Raw genomic sequence first — 21,852 nt, forward strand, 5'->3', positions numbered from 1 at the left:
TTACTCCATCATCTTTTCAATCGGTAATACCAGAATAGAGCTGGCACCCAGCGCCTTCAGTTTTTCCATCGTTTCCCAGAACAGGGTTTCGCTACTCACCATGTGCATCGCAACGCGGCTCTTGTCACCCGCCAGTGGTAGAATGGTGGGGCGCTCGGCACCCGGCAGCAGCTTGATGATTTCGTCCAGACGTTCACTTGGCGCGTGCATCATGATGTATTTGGATTCGCGTGCTTGAATCACACCCTGAATTCGGGTCATCAGGCGGTCAATAAGTTCTTGCTTTTCAACTGGCATTTCGCCATCGCGCTGAATCAGGCAAGCTTTAGAGCGGTAAATCACTTCAACTTCGCGCAGGCCGTTAGCTTCCAGGGTGGCACCGGTTGATACCAGATCACAGATGACATCGGCCAAACCAGCCCGTGGTGCCACTTCAACTGAACCGTTCAGCAAACAGGATTTAAACGTCACGCCTTGTTTATCAAGATATTGCTTTAAAATGTGCGGGTAAGAGGTGGCGATACGCTTATTTTGTAAACATTGTGGGCCGGTGTATTCGGTATCCAGTGAGGCAGCCAGTGACAGGCGGCAACCACCAAAATCCAGACGGCGTAAGGTGAAGTAACGCGGGTCTTCGCCTTGCGCGCGGCGGCTTAGCAACTCTTCTTCCAGCACGTTTTCGCCAATGATCCCCAGATCAACCACTCCATCCATCACCAGCCCTGGGATATCGTCATCACGCACACGCAGGATATCGATTGGCATATTTTCAGCAAAGGCGATCAGGCGTTGTTGTTGTAAATTGATTTTAATCCCGCAGCGCGACAACAGCTCATGGCAATCGTCACTGAGGCGGCCTGATTTCTGCATCGCAATGCGTAAACGTGTTTTATCTAACATGGTAATCCTCTTAATCTATAAAATAATGAGCAACAAAAAAGCCCTCGGAAGATAATCTTCCGAGGGCTTTCTCTATTGCGTTCTACCGCCACCTGGAAGATTTGTTAACCGTCTCCCAGCACACATCGGCCTGCAAGACTAGTCAGGATGATGGTGATGATGGTGATTAAATTGAACGCTATTCATAGTTGCTTCTCTGTTTGGGCTTTCTGACATAATCAAATAGCCATATTTGTGACGTGCCATAATTTCTGTCAATCAACGTAAACCATCCTGCGGGTAGCGCGCAACCTTTTTTTCACCTGACGGCTTTATTTCATGGTGACAAGTTGCGGTTTATCGACCAGCAATCGTTTTCTTTTTAGCGGTTATCTCTCATTTTTCTGTCAGTTTAAGCAGGAAATTGTTACGTATAGTTATTACACCGACAAATAAAAACACGCGCATAATCTCGAGTAATTGTTAGGTGACATTGGTTGGCGTAGGTTATTAGTATGGAGTGGGTTGTCGGTATGAACCGGTCGAGGGTAATTGAGATGAAAAAAGTAGCTATTATTGGTTTGGGCTGGCTGGGAATGCCATTGGCGCAATCACTGGTCCGTCGTGGCGTGCAGGTTGTCGGAAGTAAAACCACGCCAGATGGCGTTGAAGCTGCCAGAATGAGCGGAATTAATTGCTATCAACTGCAACTGACGCCGGAGCTGATTTGCGACCCGGATGACTTAGAACAGTTAATGACGGTGGATGCACTGGTTATCACTTTGCCCGCCAGTCGCACAACTGACGGTAGCGCACAGTATTTTCAAGCGGTGCAGATGGTGGTCGACAGTGCGTTAGCGTTCGGTGTGCCGCGTATTATTTTTACCAGTTCTACCTCGGTTTATGGCGAAACCCGTGGCCGAATCAAAGAAAACTCCCCCCTGCAACCGGTGACCACGGCGGGCAAAACGTTGGCAGAACTCGAACTCTGGTTGCACAAATTACCCAATACCTCGGTGGATATTTTACGTCTGGCCGGGTTGGTGGGCACAGATCGCCATCCGGGCCGCTTCCTTGCGGGTAAAACCAATGTGAAAGGCGGTTCGCAGGGCGTTAATTTGGTGCATCAGGAAGATGTCATCTCCGCCATCGAATTACTGCTCAATCTGCCCAGAGGCGGCCATATTTACAACCTGTGCGCGCCAGCCCATCCACGTAAACGTGATTTTTACCCTGAGTGCGCACGCGCGTTACAACTGACACCACCTGAGTTTGCACCAGAAGAGGCAGAGGAAGCACCACGCGAGATTGATGGCAGTAAGATTTGTAGTGAGTTGGGGTTCGAGTATCAATACCCAGACCCGGCAAGAATGCCTTTGAATTAATTATCTTATCGGCTACTGCGCGCTGTACGCACTCAGTCTGACTTAGCTCGCTACGCCTTGAATATTCTAAAAAAGCGCAGGCTATCAGCATGAACTCGATCAGAAGCGGTAAGGACAGGTAGAAGAGTAAAGCGTCCGCGCCAGGGAGGGCGCGGCTCGAGCCTACAAGGATGCTTGTTCTAACCAAAGAAGTACGGCGTCTTTACGATCTGCCTGTTCACTGCGCTGGGTTGCGATCTGGTTAATTCATATATCACCGCTTCTGATGAATATAGGTTAGTGCCAGCGCCAGCGCCAGAACCAATCCTTTGATAATATCCATCGCGTAGTAAGGCACTGACAGCATCACCAGCCCGTTTTGTAGCACACCAAGGATAACCGCGCCAATTAAGGTGCCGAAGGCATTGGGTTTGCCGGAACCGGCGAGTGAAAAGCCAATATAGGCTGCTGCTACGGCATCCATCAGATAGCCGCCGCCAGCATTGACTTGTGACGAGCCAATTCTGGATGCCAGTAAAATTCCACCCAGTGCCGCCAGCAGAGATGACAATACATAAGCCAGCACCCGATAACGCACGGTTTGAATGCCTGCCAAACGTGCCGCTTCCGGATTCCCACCGATGGCATACATCCGTCGGCCATGTTTGGTCAGCGACAAATACAACTGCACTACAATCGTTACCGCCAACATAATAAGCACGATCACCGGCACTTGACCCAGTGCTGAAAACATCTCAGGAATGACGCCTTCCGCCATATCGCCGCTGGGTAGCAGCATATTCTGCGTGATAGAACCGCCATAACTGTACGTCATGGCCACGCCTTGAATCACAAACAGGCTGGCTAGGGTTGCCAGCATATCGGGGATTTTCAGCACCACAATCAGAAAGGCATTAAACAGCCCCACCAGAGTACAAATAAGCAAGGTCAGGATGATGGCTCCGGTCGTGCCAAACCCGTACCAGACAAACAGTGATACCACGATGGCATTCGCCAGTGAGGCGGTGGAACCGACCGATAAGTCAAAGCCGCCAATCGACAGGGAAATCGACACGCCGATGGCAATCACCGTCACAATGGCAATGGAGCGTAAAATGTTGATGATATTGTTGGGATCAAGAAAATTGTCTGAGGCCAGGCCAAATAACGCGATTAGCGCCACAACGGTGAGTAACATCCCCCATTTGTAGAGAAAATCAAACAACTGGTGACGCCACGGCTGCGCGTCTGGCTGGGGTATTTCTTTACTCACTGAGGGGTTCCTCCGGTTGAAAATAGTAATAATGTTTCTTCATCGACATCGGCGGCATTCAGTTCCGCCACAATACGCCCATCCCACAACACACAGATACGAGAGCATAAACCGACTAATTCAGAGAATTCACCTGAAGCATAAATAATGCCTTTTCCCTGCTGCGCTAACCCATCAATCAGATTGAATAGATCCTGTTTGGCTTTGATATCCACCCCTTTGGTTGGCTCATCAAAAATCAGCACTTGGGCATTCCCGCGCAACCACTTGCCTATCGCCACTTTTTGCTGATTTCCCCCCGATAAACGGGCCAGTTTTTGTTGCGGCGATGAGGTGCGGACTCCCAGTCTCTGAATGAGCTCTTTGGCCCAACTCAACTCCTGGCGGCGACTAAAAATACTCCAGCACGAAAAGCTGTCATCAGCGGCCACACTCAGGTTCATCGGGATACCTTCGTGAATAAAAATGCCCTCTTTACGTCGCTCTTCTGGCACCAAAGCCAACCCCTGCGCGACAGAGTGGTCTGGCGAACGCGGTTTCCACGGTCTGCCCTGTAATTCGCCCTGATCAACACGGCTCGGTGTAGCGCCAAACAAGGCTTTGCACAATTCGGTTTTACCCGCGCCAGCTAACCCGGCAATCCCTAATATTTCCCCTTCATGTAATGTCAGGGAGATATCGCGTAACTTGTGTTGGTCATGTAACCCCTTAACAGACAATAAAATTTTGTCACTGATAGTTGTTCGTCGAGGGGGGTAAATATCATCCAAGGTATGGCCGAGCATTTTTTCGACAATTTGTTCACCACTCAGGTCATCCATTGCATCATGGCTGACCTTGCGGCCATCGCGTAATACGGTCAATTGATCACAAACTTCCCGTAATTCATGAATGCGATGCGAAATGAAAACGATGGCTATCCCTTCGGATTGCAGGCGGCGAACCACTGTAAACAAACGTGCACTCTCTGCTTGATCCAGTGGCGCAGTGGGCTCATCCAGAATCAGAAAACGGCATTGATGAGAAAGGGCGCGGGCTAACAGCACCTGCTGCTTTTCGGCTAATGTGCAGGATTCCAGGCGCTGGCGTACATTCAATTTGAGATCGAGTTGCCCGAGTAGCGCTTCTGCCTGACGGTACAGTTGCGGCCAGTTAAACAGGTGCCCCTGTTCAGCCAGCGTATCCAGCATAATATTTTCTGCTACCGACAGAGTTGGCACCAGCGCAACATCAACTTCTTGCTGAACCACATGAATACCATGCTGTTTTGCCTGACGGGGTGAGTGAATATCTACCTGCTGACCATCAATGAAGATCTCACCACGATAGTGACTGTGAGCGCCGGAGAGGATCGCCATCAAGGTCGATTTACCTGCCCCATTAGCACCGATTAAGGCATGAGTCGAACCACCTTCCAGTGTGAAATCAACTTGTTGCAGGGCATGAAATCCAGAAAACGAGATAGAGATATTTCGCATCTCAAGGCGGGCGGGAGTGATGGTAGACATAATTTCGATAACTGCCCTATAAAAGATTGTAACGAAACAGGCAGTCAATAATGCTGCTGATATCATTCTTTTTTAACATAGTTTCTATTATTCGCAACAAACTAAAATAGTTAAGGTATATCAAAAAGTTATTAAACAATGATAAGTATGCCCTTAAGATGGGAAAACGCAGATGACATCACAACTTAAAATAAATAATGAGTTAAAAGGGATAGGGGCATGAGCACGAACGCAATCCGAGTGCAGGTGGGGCCTGCCAACTATTTTTCTTTTCCAGGCGCTATCGGCAAACTGAGTGAGTTTTATCCCCCGGCGGTACTGGAAAATGCGCTGTGGATCTATGGAGAGCGCGCTTTGGCCGCAGCCATTGATTATCTGCCAGCAGAATTTAACCGCCCTCAGGCGGTGCGCGCGTCATTTTCGACCCATTGCAGTGAATCTATGGTTGCGGATTTGGTGAACACGGCGGGCAGTGATCGCCAAGTGGTGATAGGCATTGGGGGCGGGGCGGTATTGGATACGGCAAAGGTGGTGGCACGTAAACTGGGTTTGCCAGTCGTGGCGATTCCCACTATTGCCGCAACCTGTGCGGCCTGGACTCCGCTTTCCGTTTGGTATAACGATGTCGGACAAGCACTAAATTTTGAAATTTTCAACGATGCCAATTATTTAGTGTTAGTCGAACCACGCATTATTTTACGGGCACCGGTGGAATATCTGTTGGCCGGGATTGGCGATACCCTGGCGAAATGGTACGAGGCGGTGGTTCTTAGCCCGCAACCGGAAACGTTATCTTTGACAGTCCGTTTGGGGTTACAGGCTGCTTTGGAGATTCGCAATGTGTTGCTCAAACAGAGTGAAGCCGCATTGCAAGCGGTGAAGCAGGGAGAACTGACGCAAGATTTCCTCGATGTGGTTGATGCGATTATTGCCGGTGGTGGCATGGTTGGCGGGTTGGGCGAACGCTATACCCGCGTGGCGGCTGCTCATGCGGTACATAACGGTTTGACGCTATTGCCGCAAACTGAACATTTTTTGCATGGCATCAAAGTCGCCTATGGGATATTGGTTCAGACCGCCTTGTTGGAGCAGGATGAAGCCTTGCAATCCCTGATTGTGGCATTTAATCAATTGGGCCTACCGACACATCTGGCGGCATTGAATGTTGATATTAATGACCGCACTGCCATTGAGCTGGTGATTAACCGAATTCTGAAGCCGAGTGAGTCAATTCATTATCTGCCCGTTGAGCTGAATTCAGACAAAATGTGGGCAGCGATTGAGCGGGTAGAAATGGCCGCTCAGCGCTGATACAGCCTAGAAAGAGCAGTTTAGATCAAACTGCCATAAGAATATTGTTTCAAGCGGTTTAACATCTTGTTTTTTGCTCCCAAGTTAGGGCAAAATACGCGCCATGCAATAACCGACGTTTAAACGCGTCGGTTATTTTTTTGCATTCGTGTTTTCACAAACCCAAGAGGCCGGACAACGATCCGGATAGATAAACAGGTTCGCGAGCGATTATTCACATACGAAAATCGCCGTTATGAGGAAAGAAAGATGGGGCAATTATTCACACTGGCACCGGTGCCCACCGGTATGCGCTGCACATGCAGCGATTATGGCGCAACAGGTATGGCACATACCCGTTACACCGCTCTCGTTTCCCCACTTACGTATCCCAGGCAGATACGAAGTTTCCCCGTCACCTTTGACCTGCGAGCTAGACTTGCAAATTGGGTTAAAGGTATGGGGAGGCTGAATCATGACGCATAATGCAACTGTTGCAGTCGGCACCAATCAAACTGGCACCAATAACCGTGTTCAACTTAGAAAAACACTGACGTTGGTACAAGTTGTGATGATGGGGTTGGCTTATTTACAGCCAATGACCATTTTCGATACTTTTGGCATCGTTTCCGGCCTGACCGATGGTCACGTCGCGACTTCTTACGCCATTGCGTTGATAGCGGTGCTGTTCACTGCCATCAGCTATGGCAAATTGGTTAAGCGCTTCCCGTCTGCGGGTTCGGCCTATACCTATGCTCAGAAATCCATTAGCCCCAATGTTGGCTTTATGGTGGGTTGGTCATCATTGCTGGACTATCTGTTCATGCCGATGATTAACATTCTGTTGGCGAAAATTTATCTCGAAGCGATTTTCCCTGGTGTGCCATCGTGGATTTTTGTTGGCGCGCTGGTCAGCCTAATGACGCTGTTCAACCTGCGTGGCATCAACGTGGTAGCCAACTTGAACTCGGTTATTGTTGTGGTTCAGGTGGCAATCATGGTGGTCTTCATGGGGCTGCTGATTCATGGTGTTTATCAGGGGGAAGGTGCGGGCACATTGGTGAGCCCACGTCCGTTCTATTCTGAAAATGCCCATTTGGTGCCGATGATAACCGGGGCCACGATACTGTGCTTCTCATTCCTTGGTTTCGATGGCATCAGTTCGCTGTCTGAAGAAACCCCGAATGCCGGCAAAGTGATCCCGAAAGCGATTTTCCTGACGGCATTGATTGGCGGCGTGATCTTTATTGTGGTGTCTTATTTCCTGCAACTCTATTTCCCGGACATTTCACGCTTCACAGATCCTGATGCGTCGCAGCCGGAAATCATGTTGTTTGTTGCGGGTAAATTCTTCCAGTCAGTTATTCTGTGCTTCTCCTGTGTCACCGTATTGGCATCAGGTATGGCCGCACACGCCGGTGTTTCGCGTCTACTGTATGTGATGGGGCGCGACGGCGTATTCCCGGAGAAAGTGTTTGGTTATGTGCATCCGAAATGGCGTACCCCGGCAATCAACGTATTGTTGGTGGGCGGCGTAGCACTGTCTGCTATTTCGTTTGACTTGGTGACGGCAACGGCATTGATTAACTTCGGCGCGCTGGTGGCCTTTACCTTCGTTAACCTGTCGGTGATTTCACAGTTCTATATCCGTGAACGGCGTAACAAGTCGTTCAGGGATCATTTCAGCTACCTGGTTCTGCCAATGATTGGCGCAGGAACGGTTGGTGTGCTGTGGATGAACCTGGAAAGTAGCTCAATGACGCTGGGTTTGGTGTGGGGTGCCATTGGCCTGCTTTATATGGTCTGGAAAACCCGTGCATTCCGTCAGGCATTGCCACAGTTTAATGGTGAACTGGCCCAATAACTGTGTTGCTATGGCGTTTCAGATGGCCGACAAAGTCAACTGAAGGGGAATCGTGCCGTTGGGGTCGTAGTCGCGTAAGCGACCGGAGCGCCCCTAGGTGCGGTAACCCCTTCGCTCTCTGTGTGACCTCAACGGAGCCTGAAAATGGCTCCGTTTTTTATTGGCTATTTATCACTGGTGGGGTTAGCTCACCAGATCTCTGGCATAGTCAAACAGGGCTTTTAGCAGTGCCAGCTTCTCTTTATCATCCTCATACTGGTTATAAAACTGTTCCAGTTGCAGCACATAGTCTTGCACTTTTTCTGCATTAAGCGCTTCGCGACGATGCTCTAACCAGCGCTGTTGTTCACTGTCAGTCAACGTATTTGGATAATTACGTGCGCGGAAGCGAAATAACAATGCTTCCAACCGTGGATCTTGGAAGGTCAGATCAAGTGCTGGCAGATTTTTTGGCTCAGTTTGTAAAATGATTTTCATGGTGGCGCGGTCTGCATCACTGAAAAAACCGTTATACAACTGGGCGTCCACATCATCAGAAACGGCAAAAGGCTCGGCCTCTGCAAACAGGGCAACCACTTTTTCACGCACTTGTGGATTTTGCCGTAATAATTGCAAATTTTGCAGACAACGTTGGCGATCAATGCCCAAACGCTCGGCATTTTCCGGTAACAGGGTTTTCGCAGGCGCTAGCACTGGGCATTTATTGATATGCACCAGTTTCAGGGGCACGGCGGCATCTTGGGCACCGAGTTTATCGCGACGAGTATAGAGCCGCTCACGCAGTGTATCGCTATCCAACTCTAGCAGGGGTGACATATCACCCGCCAGATCGCACATAATCACCGCATTTTTATTTTCAGGATGCCATGCCAACGGCGCAACCCAACTGGTGTTACCCCGAGCTGCACCAAACATGCCAGATACATGAACCAGAGGTGTCATATCTGCAATATCAATCAATGCGTTTATTTTGTGTTTACTGCGGTGCTGATAGAGATAATCAAACAGCCGCGGTTGTGCCTGTTTTACCCGCTTTGCCATAGCGATAGTGGCATACACATCGGACATCGCATCATGGGCGTGTAAATGCTCGACGCCATTGGCTTTGGTCAAATGCTCTAATTTGAAGCTGGGCAAGCCCTCTTCGTTTTCCGGCCAGACAATACCCTCGGGGCGCAGGGCGTAACAGGCGCGCATCACATCGAGTAAGTCCCAGCGAGAATTCCCCCCTTGCCAACTGTAGGCATAAGGGTCATAAAAATTGCGGTAGAAAATATTGCGACTAACTTCATCATCAAAACGAATATTGTTGTAACCAAGAATACAGGTACCGGGCACATTGAAAGCTTGATGGATTTGACGGGCAAACTCGGCTTCATTCACCCCATTGGCTAAGGCATGTTGCGGGGTGATGCCGGTTATCATCACGGCTTCCGGCTGCGGTAGGTAGTCATCTGCGGGGGCGCAGTAAACCACCAGCGGTTCTTCGATGATATTGAAATCCAAATCGGTACGTACCCCAGCAAACTGTGCCGGGCGGTCTAATGCAGGGCGCTGACCGAAGGTTTCATAATCGTGAATATAGAATGTTGGTGATTTATTTTTATCTGACATTATGCGGTTTAACCCTTAATTCTTATGGCCATTCTTTATAATGGGCCGCTGTTTGCGGTAAGTCGCAGTAACCCATGACATTAGCGCTAGAATATCATTTCAGGCGGGTTGGTGCGTCAGGATTTATTTTGAAATAATTATATTTTAGTCTAAATGTGCCGATCTAACTCATATTTACCTGCCGTTTACTTAGCTATTCATATAATCCGCCTACTGAATATAATAAGTAGGACTCATAGTGAAAACACTTCTGTTAACCGGCGCAACCGGCTTTCTGGGCGGAGCTGTGCTCGAAAAACTATTATTGGAAAACTCAGATTTTAATTATTTATTATTGGTTAGAGCCAATACACCGGAACAGGGATTAGCGCGTATACGCGAGAATATGGCGAAGTTTTATCTTCCTAATGGGCTGCTGAATAAAATTGATGTTAGTCATATTTTATTAGGAGATTTAGCTGAACCGAACAGTTTTATTAATGATTCGCGTATTGATGGGGTGACGCATGTTATTAATTGTGCTGCTATCGCGTCATTTGGTAATAACCCGCTAATCTGGAAAGTGAATGTTGATGGCACATTAGCCTTTGGCAAAAGAATGTCGCAGGTTGCCGGTTTACAACGATTCATCCATGTGGGAACGGCTATGTCTTGTACACCTGATGCCGATACTGTAGTGAGCGAGCAGGTATTATCCGCAGAGGATGACGCGCATTTGGTGGAATACACTAAATCTAAATCAGCCATTGAGCGCTTATTGGCGGAAGAATGCCCTGGGCTACCTTTGGTATTTGCCCGGCCATCAATTGTAGTCGGACATACCCGGCTGGGCTGCCAGCCATCCAGCAGCATCTTTTGGGTATTTCGCATGGCATTAATACTGCGCAAGTTCATGTGCTCTCTTGATGACTATATCGATGTTATTCCAGTCGATTATTGCGCAGATGCTTTAGTGTGTATTTTACTGCATCCAAACTTACCCGATAATATCTATCATATTTCTGCCGGCGAGAAGAACAGTGTTAGTTTTGCCCAGATTGATCAGGCGATGTCAACCGCTGCCCGGCAAAAGCCTGTGGGAGCTGATTATCGTCAGGTGGAGTATGGTGTTTTGGTGCAAATGCGTAATCAACTGGAAGGGATTTTCGGCCCCTGTAATGAGCGTTTAATGCTAAAAGCCATGCGCTTATATGGTGCATTTGCCATGCTGAACGTGCGGTTCAGTAATGAACGTTTACTCAGCTTGGGAATGCCACCGTCGCCACGGTTCACCGATTATATTGCTTGTTGTGTCGAGTCCAGTGTTGGCGTGTCTATTGTGCAACAGATGGCGGTTGACTTTAAATAAGCGTATTTCCCGGCTGGCAATACCTGACCGGGAATACTTATTCCCCCCATTTATTCCTGCTACTTTTGGTAACGGTTAATCCGATGCCAGCGCGTAATAACTCAGCTAGACTTAGGTTTTGGTATTTTATTGAGAGTAGGTATGTGTGCGCCTGAATAAAAAAATATCGCCATTGGATAACCTGATCTACACCCATTACCGCATTACGCACGCTTTACGTATTACGTTAGCGTTTATCTTAACATTTCTGATTATTCGCTTACTGGCTATTCCGGAAGGCACCTGGCCGTTGATCACATTAGTGGTGGTGATGGGGCCGATATCTTATTGGGGCAATGTGCTGTCCAGAGCCATGCAACGTATTGGTGGGACTGTCTTTGGTGCGATATCCGGCTTGATTGCCCTGTATCTGGAGTCTTATTCCTTAACACTTATGCTGGCCTGGTGTGGGGTTGTGATGTTCCTGTGCGGCTACCTAACGTTGGGCAAACGCCCCTACATGGCTTTGCTAATTGGCATCACTCTGGCGGTAGTGTGTGGGTCAGCGCCGGGCGATATGACCACCGCCTTGTGGCGCAGCGGCGATGTTATTTTTGGTTCATTATTGGCATTGGTCTTTACCAGTGTCTATCCACAACGCGCTTTCACCCATTGGCGTATGCAGATGAGTGATAATCTGCGGGCCATCAGCCAAATCTATGCGGCTTATTTATCGCCCAATGTTATCGAGCGCCCACGGTTAGAGCTTAAATTAAAAGCTGCACTCAGTCAGTCGGTTAAAATGCGTACTTTTATTGCGCCTGCCAGTAAAGAATCTCATATTAATAAAGACGTTTTTGAGGCAATTCAGACACTGAGCCGCAACCTGATTTGCACGCTAGAATTGCTGGTGGATGCTTATTGGTCGTCGCGGGAAAGCCATTTTATTATGCTCAATGCCAAAGGCTTGCGTAGTACTCAGTTGATGACAATCCGCACTTTGAATACATTAAGTGACAGCCTGCGCGATGGATCTCCTGCCCGTGAGCGGGAGGTGGCCGGTGAGCTGAATGAAATCTCTACTGAGTTGAAATCATTGATGTTGGCCGTGACACAAGAGCAGCAGATAGAAACGCCGATTTATGGCTATGTTTGGCTGAGTATGGAGTTAACCAAACAGCTTGAGGAATTGGATGATCTGATTAATATGACCTTAAGCAGGTAATCAGTCGGGTCTTAAGGCGGATGAAATTTCTGTCTGGCGGGTAAAGCAGGTAAGATAACGCAATGAATCTTGTCATCAGGTGCGGCAAAGCGGTATGGTGCAGGTAGCCTGGTCACCAGCAATTGAATTTGTGTAAAACTTAAGTGAAGGTGTGAAAATGGATAATGCAAGTAAGCCAACTTTCCAGGACGTTTTGGAGTTTGTGCGTATGTTCCGTCGCAAAAACAAGTTGCAGCGTGAAATCGTTGATAACGAAAAGAAAATTCGTGATAACCAAAAACGCGTTCTGTTGCTTGATAACCTGAATGAATACATTAAGCCAGGGATGAGCATCGAAGAGGTTCAGGCCATTATCGCTAACATGCGTGGTGACTATGAAGATCGTGTCGATGATTACATTATCAAAAACGCTGATCTGTCTAAAGAACGCCGTGAATTGTCGAAAAAACTGAAAGCGATGGGCGAAGTTAAGTAATATTCACCTAACGTATGGCCGCTGTCTTCAGACAGATGACAAACCCCAACAACTCGATCTTGCAAGGTGAAGACAGGTAGAAGAGTAAAGCGTCCGCGCCAGGGAAGGCGCGGCTCGAGCCCCCAGGGAAGGGTTTACGGCGTCTTTACGATCTGCCTGTTTTCACCGTACGGGCACTTTGTCATTAACCTCAAGGCTGGTATGAATCGCCAGCCTTTTCTTTTGGCTAAATTGTGTTTAGTTTGACGGTTTATTTTGCCGTAAGAAACGAAACGCTGAGATCTTCGCACCGTTGACAAAGATAAATGCCAACAGTAATGAACCCCACAGGGCCATGGTGATATAACTGCTCACACCCATGATATTCAGCCCGCTCTCCAGCATTTGTAGCAGGAACAGCGCTAACACAATGCCGACAATCTTACCAAACCCGCCATCAGGATTAACCCCACCTAACACCGTCGCCAGGATAGTGATAAGTAACAGTGATTCGCCATAGGAGGCTTTGGCCGAGTTTAACTTGGACATCATCAACAAGGCCGCGACCGCGCACAATAACGATGAAATCACATACACCCAAATCAACGTGCGGCGAGTATTAATTCCGGAGAAGAAAGTGGCTTTCTCATTGGAACCAGACAGGTATATCTGGCGGCCAAGCGGGGTCTTGGCCAAAATAAGCCAAATAACCAACGCCACCGCAGCAAACAGATAAAGTGGTACCGGAACCCCGAGAAAATAGCTGCGATCCAACGCCAGCACATAGTTAGGAAAATTAGAAATCGCCGATCCTTTGGAGATAAGCACATTCACGCCTTTGAGCAAGGTCATGATACCCAGTGTCGCCAAAATCGGGGAGACACGCACCACCGAGATAAGCACCCCATTGATAAGCCCCACCACCAAAGCGACCGAAGCTCCTGCCAGCAACATCAATACCATAGAGCTGAATGTGGGTTCCAGATGGGTACACACCCAGGCCATTACCAGTGCACTGGCATTCGCAGTAGCAATAATTGACAGGTTGATACCGCCGGTCAGCATGGTGATCGCCATCGCCAGTGTTAATACTCCGGCGACCGGGATTTGTGATGCAATAGATTGAAAGTTAGCCGTCGACCAGAACACGTAAGGAATAAACAGGCTAAACCCGATAGAAACCAACACCAGCAAAGCCAGTAACCAGTGCTCGGTATGATCACGTTGAGTAGTTTTCGACATGGTTATATCCCTACCTTATGACGTTGGCCCCAGGCGGTCACACTGATACTGATGACAATCACCAAACCGATAACCACGGTATGCCAGTACGACGAAATACCCAGTAAATTCAAACCATTTTGTAATATTGCCAACAAAATTACCCCCAGCAGAGTGCCGGTTAGGGTGCCGCGCCCGCCAACAATACTGGTGCCACCCAGCACCACGGCTGCCAGCACGGTGAGTTCATAACCGAGCAATGAGTCGGGCGCTACCGTCAAGACGGTATAGGACTGCACCACACCGGCGATGCCGGATAAAAAGCCCATATAGCCATAAACAAACAGTTGCAGCTTGAGGATACTGAATCCCATGCGGGAGGCTGCTTCCTGATTACCGCCCAATGCATAAATTTGCCGACCAATACTGGTGCGTGTCATCAGCAGAGCTGTGACAATAATAGTCGCCAGCAATGTCAATATGGGTAACGAAAGACCATAGTCATAGCCATCGGCGGCGGTGAAGGAGAGCAGCATTGGCCCATGTTCGAACCATTCCGGATAGGTATATAGCCAAACACCACGACTGAGATACAGCAGCAATCCGTAGAATATATTCAGCGTGGAAATGGTGATAATGATAGACGGCACGCGCAGGCGATTAACTAACAGCGCATTAATTAACCCCAATAATAAGCCGATACCACCGGCTAGTGCGAAAGCCACCGGGAAGTTGCCACCAAACTTCACAATTAATGTCACCATGACATATTGCGAGATAATGGTCATCGCCGGGAATGAAATATCAATACCGCCAGAAATCAATACGATAAATAAGCCACAGGCCAAGATGGTCAACATGGCATAGTTATTTATCAAGTCATAAATATTGGCGAGCGTCAGAAAATCTGGGCTGGTGAAAGCAAGATAAGTCGAAATAATCAATATGGTGAAAGCCAACATCACTTCATGGCGTTTCAGATGTTCTTTATTAAATAGACCTGTTTTACCAACATCAGGTTTATTAAGTGCATGGGGATTAGCCATTTACTACCTCCGCAATGGCTGCTTCGCTGCTGTTACCTGGCAAGAACTCCTGCACCAGCCGCCCAGACCGCATCACTAAAATACGGTGGCTATTAAAGTAGGCTTCATCAATCTCATCACAAACCATTAATACCGCAATCCCCCGCGCTGCCAGTGCGTTGATAATATTATAAATACCGGCTTTATTGGCGATATCTACCCCAACGGTTGGTGAGTCGAGAATCAATATTTGTGGGTCAGTTGCCAGCCATTTGGCAATGGCAATACGCTGCGCATTACCGCCAGATAAGGTATTGACCGGTAAATCGCTATTACCAATTTTGATAGACAGGTGCTTAACCATGTCTTCGACCAATGTATCGACTCGCTCGGTACGCATCAGGTGGAAAGTGTTTTTAAGCCGGTGTAAAACGGTGGCGCTGATATTGTCGCGAATTGATTGTTCCATGATCAGTCCGGTACTCATGCGATCTTCCGAGACATAACCCACGCCAGCGGCAATAGCATCGCGGTTGCTGGTAAAATACATCGGCTTATCATTGATACGAATGGTGCCTGACTCTGGTGCAGTTAAACCAAATAGACTGAGGCACAATTCTGTGCGGCCAGAACCCAATAAGCCGACCAGTGAGACAATTTCACCCGGATGCAATGTCAGTGAGATATCGTGATATTCGTTGCCACGGGAAAGCTCTTCCACTGCCAGCACTGGCGCAAGCGAAGCGCTATAGGGTGGCAGCACCTGAAAATCAAACTTCATACCGGTCATCAGCCAGGCCAGCCGTGCATTATCAACTTCAGCGGCAGGGTAGGTTCCGACCCAGTTACCATCTTTGAGCACGGTAATACGGTCTGAAATTTCCAACACTTCGCTTAACCGGTGGCTGACAAATACCACGCAGATATTGCGTGATTTCAGTTCATGCACCACCCGCAGCAAGCCGTTAACCTCTTGCCGGGTCAGAGATGCGGTCGGTTCATCCATCACAATTAGCCGGGCATCCTGCGCCAAGGCACGGCAGATGGCGACTAACTGTTTCTGGGCGATGGGGAGGTCTTCAACCAATTCATCCAGATTAAGATGGGCATCAATGCTCTTGATGACACGCTCGGCGGTTTCCCGCATCTGACGTTTGTTCACCCACAGATGATGGTGATAATGGTTCATGGCGATATTCTCAGCCACGGTCAAGTTGGGGAATAATGATAAATCTTGATAAATCACCTGAATCCCCAGACGGACAGATTCTATGGGAGTCAGGGTTGAATAGGTTTTGCCATCAATAGTCATCGTGGCGTCGGTGTCGGGTTGATAAACACCGGAGATAATCTTGATCAGTGTGGATTTGCCGCAACCGTTTTGCCCTGCAAGGCAATGTACCTCACCGGGTAACAGGGTCATAGCCACCTTATCCAGCGCTTTGACGCCATAAAAGGTTTTACTGATATTTTCCAGGGTAATAAATGGCTGCATAGATCCTCTGGATACAAATAGATACTACCTAAACCATAAAAAACCAGATAAGGCACTGCAGCAATGAGGCTGTAGCAATATTAATTGAAGGGGAAGCGTTCCGTTGGGGTCGTAGCGGCGTAAGCCGCCGGAGTGCCCCTAGGAGCGTTAACCCCTTCTATCTTCTAAACTTATTGGCTGGTTTTTTTATTAATTGCAGAGCCAAACTGGAGTTCGGCTCTGCAATAACTCAGTGAATCAATACAGCGAATCCACGTTATCTTTGGTAACTCGCAACACATTGTGGAACTGAATCAGGTGTTTAGCTTGATCAACTTCCGCTTTACCTACTCCTGGGATCTCCATGCCTGTTTCGATTTTCTCACCTTTCAGCACTTTATCAGCTACCGCTGTCATGGCATAACCAGCAGAACCTGGGTCATAAGTCACGCCCATGGCGATATCGCCACTTTTAACCAGCGATGCAGCCTGAGATGGGATCATCATGCCGAACACATGGACATTGTTTTTCGCCCGTTTTTCTTTCACTGCACGGCCTGCACCAATCGGGCCTTGTGAACCGAAAGCAACAATACCTTTCAAATCACTATGCGCTTTCATCAAATCCAGTGTGGTACGGCGTGAGTCATCAATGCTTTCAGCGACAGGCATACGGCTGGTCACTTCAAACATTTCCGGGTAATGCTCTTTCTGGTATTTAACAAACAAATCGGCCCACAGGTTATGTTGTGGCACGGTCAGGCTACCCACATAAATCACATAGCCGCCTTTGCCGCCCATAGCTTTTGCCATTTCTTCCACGTTGTCGGCAGCGAATTTGGCGTTATCGATGATTTCGATATCCCAGTTAGCGCTAGGCTGCCCCGGAGATTCATTGGTTAGAATCACGATGCCAGCATCGCGCGCTTTCTTGAATACCGGTTCCAGCACATCGGCATCGTTCGGCACGATACTGATGGCACTGACTTTCTTGGCGATTAAATCTTCAATGATTTTAACTTGTTGTGGGGCGTCAGTGCTGGATGGGCCGACTTGGTAGGCTTTGATCCCAAGATCTTTACCGGCGCGTTCCACCCCTTCGCCCATGCGGTTGAACCAAGGCATTCCAGCGATTTTCGAAATATTGACGACTTCGACTTCTTGCGCCAAAGCACTGCCTGAGCACACCATCATGCTAAACAGACTGGCCGCCAATAACGTTTTTACACTCAGTTTTTTCATCTCAAGCTCCCGGAGTTAATGTAGGTTGAGGCTATCGTAGTTAGGTGTTGGCGTAATATTCTGTATATACCCGTCGCCCTTCAAGATGCAGGGGTGTTGGCTGCCCTAACTCACCCCAGTTACTTAGTTATCTAAGCTCCTGGGGATTTGCGCGGTTGCCGCCTACCTGCATCTCGAAGTAACTTGGCTATGACTTAAGTTTTATTTATGTTTTTAAAAAAATGAAGATTTATCAGGAAGCAGATTTTACATCTGCACTACATTTCCTGTAGGTGGACTCTACTGCCCCAGTAGCCATTTTCCCCATATCTATAAATGCTATTTACATGGACAAAATAGCTGCTTTCCCTGTTTGTGACTGGCGTCATGATTCTGAGGGGGAGAACAAAGAGAGTTGCATAAAAATGGTAGGCGGAAGGGTAATAACAATGCTTTCTACATGGACATTATGGTTTGATGAGTTTTCATCTGGCGTGAGTTTATGATATTCCCCGCCAGTGAACTCTTTTCTCAATTCACAATAGAAAAAATACAAGTATTATCGAGGCTACCATCGGGATTAATTCTGTCACAGCAAAGCTGCGCTTCAAGCTGAAAGCCACCGCGTATAGCGACATTTCTGCTTTTTGAATGACTACCAGACATCCTGATTTCCAGACGTTTAGCGTTCAATGTTGTGAATGCGAAGGTTTTCAATTGATTGACAGCCTCAGTGGCAAAACCTTTACCTATTGACGCTGAAGTTAGCCAATAACCAATCTCATAAAAAGGGATTTTGCGTTGCGGATAAAAAGCCCCGCACAACCAACAAGTGAATCAGTGTGAGTATCGATAATTAAAAAGCGGTATTCCTCTTTATCATTTACATAGTTATCAATGGCTTCTTGCATATTGCTATAAACTATTTCCCGGGAAATTTCATCCTGCGCCCAAGGTAAATATCGGAAATGGTTTTTATCACAGGTCGTTAGGGCCAGGTAAAGTTCATCCACCCGCGCCAGGGTAGGGGGAATTAAATGGACAAAATGGGAATGACTGAGTTCACATGGGGAATAGATCAGGTTCAAAATAACAATACTCCTGTAGATATAAGAGTTTGGATTTTTTGTTCAATGGTGAGACATTTCCACATCTTAGGTAACGCACGAGCAGAAAACAATAAAATCACCCAGAGAAAAACCATAACCATAAGGTAGCAGACTTTAACTAGCGCACCCCGCCGGGCACCATAGTTAATAAGTGTTGGTTCGGGTAGTTTTGCGTGATATTGCGCTGTTGTAATTGCCAATAAAGCTGTTCCACATCATGGCGTTGACGGTCTAATAATAACCCCACCACACTGCCGCTGTGTGCCACATTCAGTCCATATAAATCCAGTTCTTCGACTAATTCCAGCAGAGCGCAGAAATCGGGTTTAACCAGTAGGTGCTGGCTGGCCTGTGCGCTAAGTGTGGTGGACTGGCCTAGCAGGGCGCAATCATGGCGCTCAGCGGCCTGCGTAAACAGTTGCCATGCTTGTTCTAACGATGGGGCGCTTGCCAGTAGGGCTGTCTGGCGATGCCGACGATGATAATCCTCGGTATTAAGGCATTGTGGGCTTTCCAGTAGCAGAATATCCACGCAGGGTTGCCAATCATAAGCAATCTGTGTGGCGGCGGTTTGATGATCAAACAGGGTCAGCCGTTGAAACAAGGTGCTGTCAGTGGGTTCAAGGCTAACACACAAGGCAGCCAGTGTGGCTTCATCCAGAGTTTCCCCCAAGTGACGTGCGGTTGCCACAGCAGTGGCGGCAATATCTGCGGTGCTGCTGGCTAACCCTTTTGCCACCGGAATGGTGGAATCAAAATTGATATGCAGGCCACGGGCCATCTCTGCTGGTTGGTCAAAATAAGCCAATACTGCCTTCAGCATTTGGCGCATCCGTGGCCGTTCGTGGCTGCCCGCCACACCGTCGGTCACTGATACCGTGCTAAACCAGTTTATCGGGCAAGAAATGAGCTTCTCCCCACCCAGTATCCAGCCCTGAATCAACTCACCACAGGAGGCGGGGCAACGGGCCTCAGCCACGGCTGAAAACCTGTTGTAACGCGGTGGCCAGTCGTTGATTGTCCGTTGCACTTTTGATGGCCACACGATAGTGGTCGCGGGTCAGTCCGGGGTAATTGGCGCAATGGCGAATCAGAATATGGTGCTGTAATAATGCCGGTTGTAGCGCTATTTCCGGCCTTAAACAGCGCAGGAAAAGATAGTTGGCGCAACCTTGCCACACCTGCAATGCGGGAATGGCGCACAATTGCTGATATAGCCAGTGCTGCTGCTGTGCCAACCATTCATGAGTGGCTTGAATATAAGGCTGGTCATCGAGAATAATCTCACCTGCCAATGCGGCGAAGGCATTGACGGTCCAGGGTTCGCGCTGCTGTTTCATCTGCTCGATACCCTTCAAATCACCGCTAAGCAAGTATCCCAACCGCAACCCCGGAATCGCGAAAAACTTGGTCAGTGAGCGCAATACATAAAGGTGCGGGAAATCAGCTAATTGTGGGATAAGTCCCGGCGCATCAGGGAGAAAATCAATAAAGGCTTCATCAACAATTAACGTAATTTGGTATTGATGACAGCAGCGTACAATAGCTTGCAGCAGGTCAGCATCTGGCATTAATCCGGTCGGGTTATTGGGGGTTGCCAGAAACAGGCAGTCAGGGCGCTGCTGTTCTAATACCGCCAGCAGCCGCTCATCGGGCTGATAGCCATCAGCGTCACTCATCTGATAATCATCAATCTGGCAACCGACCCGTTGCAGGGCGCGACGGTATTCAGCAAAACCCGGTGTCAGCAGCAGGGCAGTGCGAGGTTGCAGGTAATGCACTACGGCATAAATGAGTTCGGTTGCACCATTGCCTGCCATGATATTTTCTGGCAAACAATGGTGAGCGCGGGCCAGTGCACTGTGCAGTTGGCGATACTCAACATCAGGGTAGTGTTCCGCGCGTGCTAACTGTTCAACAATGGCGGTTTTTAGGGAGTCTGGCATTCCCAACGGATTAATATTGGCACTGAAATCAATAATGTTCTCGGCGTTTGTCCCGATTTTCAGTGCCATTTCCAGCACATTCCCGCCATGTTCGCTCATTGCCGCGTTATTCCCCTATTTAGCATGTGTGTTCAGAGTACCATACCCTTCGCCCTTGATGCTGTAGGGTTGTTCGCTACACTCACTCACCCGAATCACTTACTTGTAGTTGACCCTATATGAATAAGCTCATCGGGATGTGCTCACTTGCTGCCTACCTACAACACCAATGACTATGGGTATATCAGCGAGGGAATTGAGTTTAGCGACAACACTTCTGGCGTGAATGCCAGTATGTCGCGCAAGCGCACCACATCACCGATAACAATCAGTGCCGGGGCTGATAATCCTTGCGCCGCAACTTGATCAGCTAACGTGGTCAGAGTGCCACTGGCCACTTGCTGTTGCTGATGGCTGGCATACATCACCACCGCCGCAGGTGTGGTGGGCGCTTTGCCTCCAGCAATCAGTTGCTGACAAAGGGTGGCCAGTTGCGTCATGCCCATCAGGATAATCAATGTACCTTCCAGTTTTGCCAGTGTTGCCCAATCCTGTGGCTCATTGCCCTGACGTAGATGGCCGGTAACCACATGAAAACCGGAGGCATAATCACGATGGGTCACCGGGATACCCGCATAGGCCAATCCACCGATGGCGGAGCTGATCCCCGGTACCACTTCAAACGGAATATCCGCCAGAGCCAGTGCTTCGGCTTCTTCTCCGCCACGGCCGAAGACATAAGGGTCGCCGCCTTTTAGTCGCACCACATTCAAGCCGCGTTGAGCACAATCCACCAGAATTTCATTGATTTGCGGTTGTGGCACCAAATGATGGTTGGGTGTTTTGCCCACATTAATCATTTCACAACCGTCTGGTGCTTCAGCTAATAATTCCGCGCAGACTAACCGGTCATAGACCAGCGCTTCAGCACGACGAATGGCATGTAAGCCTTTTACTGTAATCAGTGCTGCATCCCCCGGCCCGGCACCGACTAGCCAAACTTTTCCACTTTTCATATT

20 protein-coding genes and 1 other annotated feature are annotated in these 21,852 nt (G+C 48.5%); of the genes, 6 read left to right on the forward strand and 14 right to left on the reverse strand.

The features are described 5' to 3' along the window. Both hisG and hisL read right to left on the reverse strand, forming a co-directional pair. On the reverse strand, positions 1–900 hold the full coding sequence (hisG, locus tag AT01_RS19680) for an ATP phosphoribosyltransferase (protein WP_042548359.1): 900 nt from the start codon (positions 898–900) through the stop codon (positions 1–3). A gap of 32 nt (positions 901–932) precedes the next feature. Further along, positions 933–1,063 (reverse strand) — a sequence feature (His leader region). Continuing rightward, complete coding sequence (gene hisL, locus AT01_RS22520; RefSeq protein ID WP_315850522.1) at positions 1,039–1,146, reverse strand: his operon leader peptide; 108 nt, start codon at positions 1,144–1,146, stop codon at positions 1,039–1,041. (Overlaps the previous feature by 25 nt.) 290 nt (positions 1,147–1,436) lie before the next feature. On the opposite strand from hisL, the gene AT01_RS19685 reads away from it, so the two are divergent. Then, on the forward strand, positions 1,437–2,264 hold the full coding sequence (locus AT01_RS19685; RefSeq protein ID WP_042548360.1) for an SDR family oxidoreductase: 828 nt from the start codon (positions 1,437–1,439) through the stop codon (positions 2,262–2,264). Between the two features lie 253 nt (positions 2,265–2,517). Here the strand turns inward: AT01_RS19685 and AT01_RS19690 are convergent, their stop codons facing one another. Together AT01_RS19690 and AT01_RS19695 are read right to left on the reverse strand one after the other, a co-directional pair. Continuing rightward, on the reverse strand, positions 2,518–3,441 hold the full coding sequence (locus tag AT01_RS19690; RefSeq protein WP_407703561.1) for an ABC transporter permease: 924 nt from the start codon (positions 3,439–3,441) through the stop codon (positions 2,518–2,520). Between the two features lie 71 nt (positions 3,442–3,512). Continuing rightward, complete coding sequence (locus AT01_RS19695) at positions 3,513–5,024, reverse strand: sugar ABC transporter ATP-binding protein (RefSeq protein ID WP_042548362.1); 1,512 nt, start codon at positions 5,022–5,024, stop codon at positions 3,513–3,515. A 219-nt stretch (positions 5,025–5,243) separates the two neighbouring features. Between AT01_RS19695 and AT01_RS19700 the strand changes: the two genes are divergently transcribed. Together AT01_RS19700 and AT01_RS19710 are read left to right on the forward strand one after the other, a co-directional pair. Next, positions 5,244–6,335, forward strand: a complete 1,092-nt coding sequence (locus AT01_RS19700) for an oxidoreductase (RefSeq protein ID WP_042548363.1) — start codon at positions 5,244–5,246, stop codon at positions 6,333–6,335. 454 nt (positions 6,336–6,789) lie between these two features. Further along, complete coding sequence (locus AT01_RS19710; protein WP_019081005.1) at positions 6,790–8,178, forward strand: APC family permease; 1,389 nt, start codon at positions 6,790–6,792, stop codon at positions 8,176–8,178. Between the two features lie 183 nt (positions 8,179–8,361). Here the strand turns inward: AT01_RS19710 and sbcB are convergent, their stop codons facing one another. Beyond that, positions 8,362–9,792, reverse strand: a complete 1,431-nt coding sequence (gene sbcB / locus AT01_RS19715) for an exodeoxyribonuclease I (RefSeq protein ID WP_042548365.1) — start codon at positions 9,790–9,792, stop codon at positions 8,362–8,364. A 238-nt stretch (positions 9,793–10,030) separates the two neighbouring features. On the opposite strand from sbcB, the gene AT01_RS19720 reads away from it, so the two are divergent. The 3 genes from AT01_RS19720 (at position 10,031) to tmaR (ending at position 12,819) form a co-directional block, all read left to right on the forward strand. Next, the gene (locus AT01_RS19720; protein WP_042548366.1) at positions 10,031–11,140 is read left to right on the forward strand and encodes an SDR family oxidoreductase; all 1,110 of its coding nucleotides are present in this window, start codon (positions 10,031–10,033) and stop codon (positions 11,138–11,140) included. A 145-nt stretch (positions 11,141–11,285) separates the two neighbouring features. Further along, positions 11,286–12,344: an FUSC family protein gene (locus tag AT01_RS19725; RefSeq protein WP_042548367.1), complete on the forward strand. Its 1,059-nt coding sequence runs from the start codon at positions 11,286–11,288 to the stop codon at positions 12,342–12,344. Between the two features lie 157 nt (positions 12,345–12,501). Continuing rightward, the gene (gene tmaR / locus AT01_RS19730) at positions 12,502–12,819 is read left to right on the forward strand and encodes a PTS system regulator TmaR (RefSeq protein WP_042548368.1); all 318 of its coding nucleotides are present in this window, start codon (positions 12,502–12,504) and stop codon (positions 12,817–12,819) included. A 237-nt stretch (positions 12,820–13,056) separates the two neighbouring features. On the opposite strand, the gene AT01_RS19735 is transcribed toward tmaR, so the two are convergent. From AT01_RS19735 to cobA, 9 genes are all read right to left on the reverse strand, one after another. After that, positions 13,057–14,040: an ABC transporter permease gene (locus AT01_RS19735; protein WP_042548369.1), complete on the reverse strand. Its 984-nt coding sequence runs from the start codon at positions 14,038–14,040 to the stop codon at positions 13,057–13,059. Between the two features lie 2 nt (positions 14,041–14,042). Next, positions 14,043–14,981, reverse strand: a complete 939-nt coding sequence (locus tag AT01_RS19740; RefSeq protein WP_042548730.1) for an ABC transporter permease — start codon at positions 14,979–14,981, stop codon at positions 14,043–14,045. 76 nt (positions 14,982–15,057) lie between these two features. Beyond that, the gene (locus AT01_RS19745; RefSeq protein ID WP_019081001.1) at positions 15,058–16,539 is read right to left on the reverse strand and encodes a sugar ABC transporter ATP-binding protein; all 1,482 of its coding nucleotides are present in this window, start codon (positions 16,537–16,539) and stop codon (positions 15,058–15,060) included. Positions 16,540–16,776: 237 nt separating this feature from the next. Further along, the gene (locus tag AT01_RS19750; protein WP_231583135.1) at positions 16,777–17,712 is read right to left on the reverse strand and encodes an autoinducer 2 ABC transporter substrate-binding protein; all 936 of its coding nucleotides are present in this window, start codon (positions 17,710–17,712) and stop codon (positions 16,777–16,779) included. Positions 17,713–18,270: 558 nt separating this feature from the next. Next, the gene (locus tag AT01_RS22625) at positions 18,271–18,564 is read right to left on the reverse strand and encodes a GNAT family N-acetyltransferase (protein ID WP_082039663.1); all 294 of its coding nucleotides are present in this window, start codon (positions 18,562–18,564) and stop codon (positions 18,271–18,273) included. Beyond that, complete coding sequence (locus AT01_RS22010) at positions 18,504–18,827, reverse strand: hypothetical protein (RefSeq protein WP_144404960.1); 324 nt, start codon at positions 18,825–18,827, stop codon at positions 18,504–18,506. The genes AT01_RS22625 and AT01_RS22010 overlap by 61 nt, the downstream gene beginning before the upstream one ends. Positions 18,828–18,966: 139 nt before the next feature. Next, positions 18,967–19,827 (reverse strand): GHMP family kinase ATP-binding protein, encoded by an 861-nt coding sequence (locus AT01_RS19760; protein WP_042548371.1) that lies wholly within the window; start codon positions 19,825–19,827, stop codon positions 18,967–18,969. Then, positions 19,820–20,893, reverse strand: a complete 1,074-nt coding sequence (gene cobD / locus AT01_RS19765) for a threonine-phosphate decarboxylase CobD (RefSeq protein ID WP_042548372.1) — start codon at positions 20,891–20,893, stop codon at positions 19,820–19,822. Before cobD ends, AT01_RS19760 begins: the two co-directional genes overlap by 8 nt. A gap of 173 nt (positions 20,894–21,066) precedes the next feature. After that, on the reverse strand, positions 21,067–21,849 hold the full coding sequence (gene cobA, locus AT01_RS19770; protein WP_042548373.1) for a uroporphyrinogen-III C-methyltransferase: 783 nt from the start codon (positions 21,847–21,849) through the stop codon (positions 21,067–21,069). Positions 21,850–21,852: the final 3 nt, after the last annotated feature.

The organism is Yersinia aldovae 670-83, from assembly GCF_000834395.1.
Lineage (GTDB): Bacteria > Pseudomonadota > Gammaproteobacteria > Enterobacterales > Enterobacteriaceae > Yersinia > Yersinia aldovae.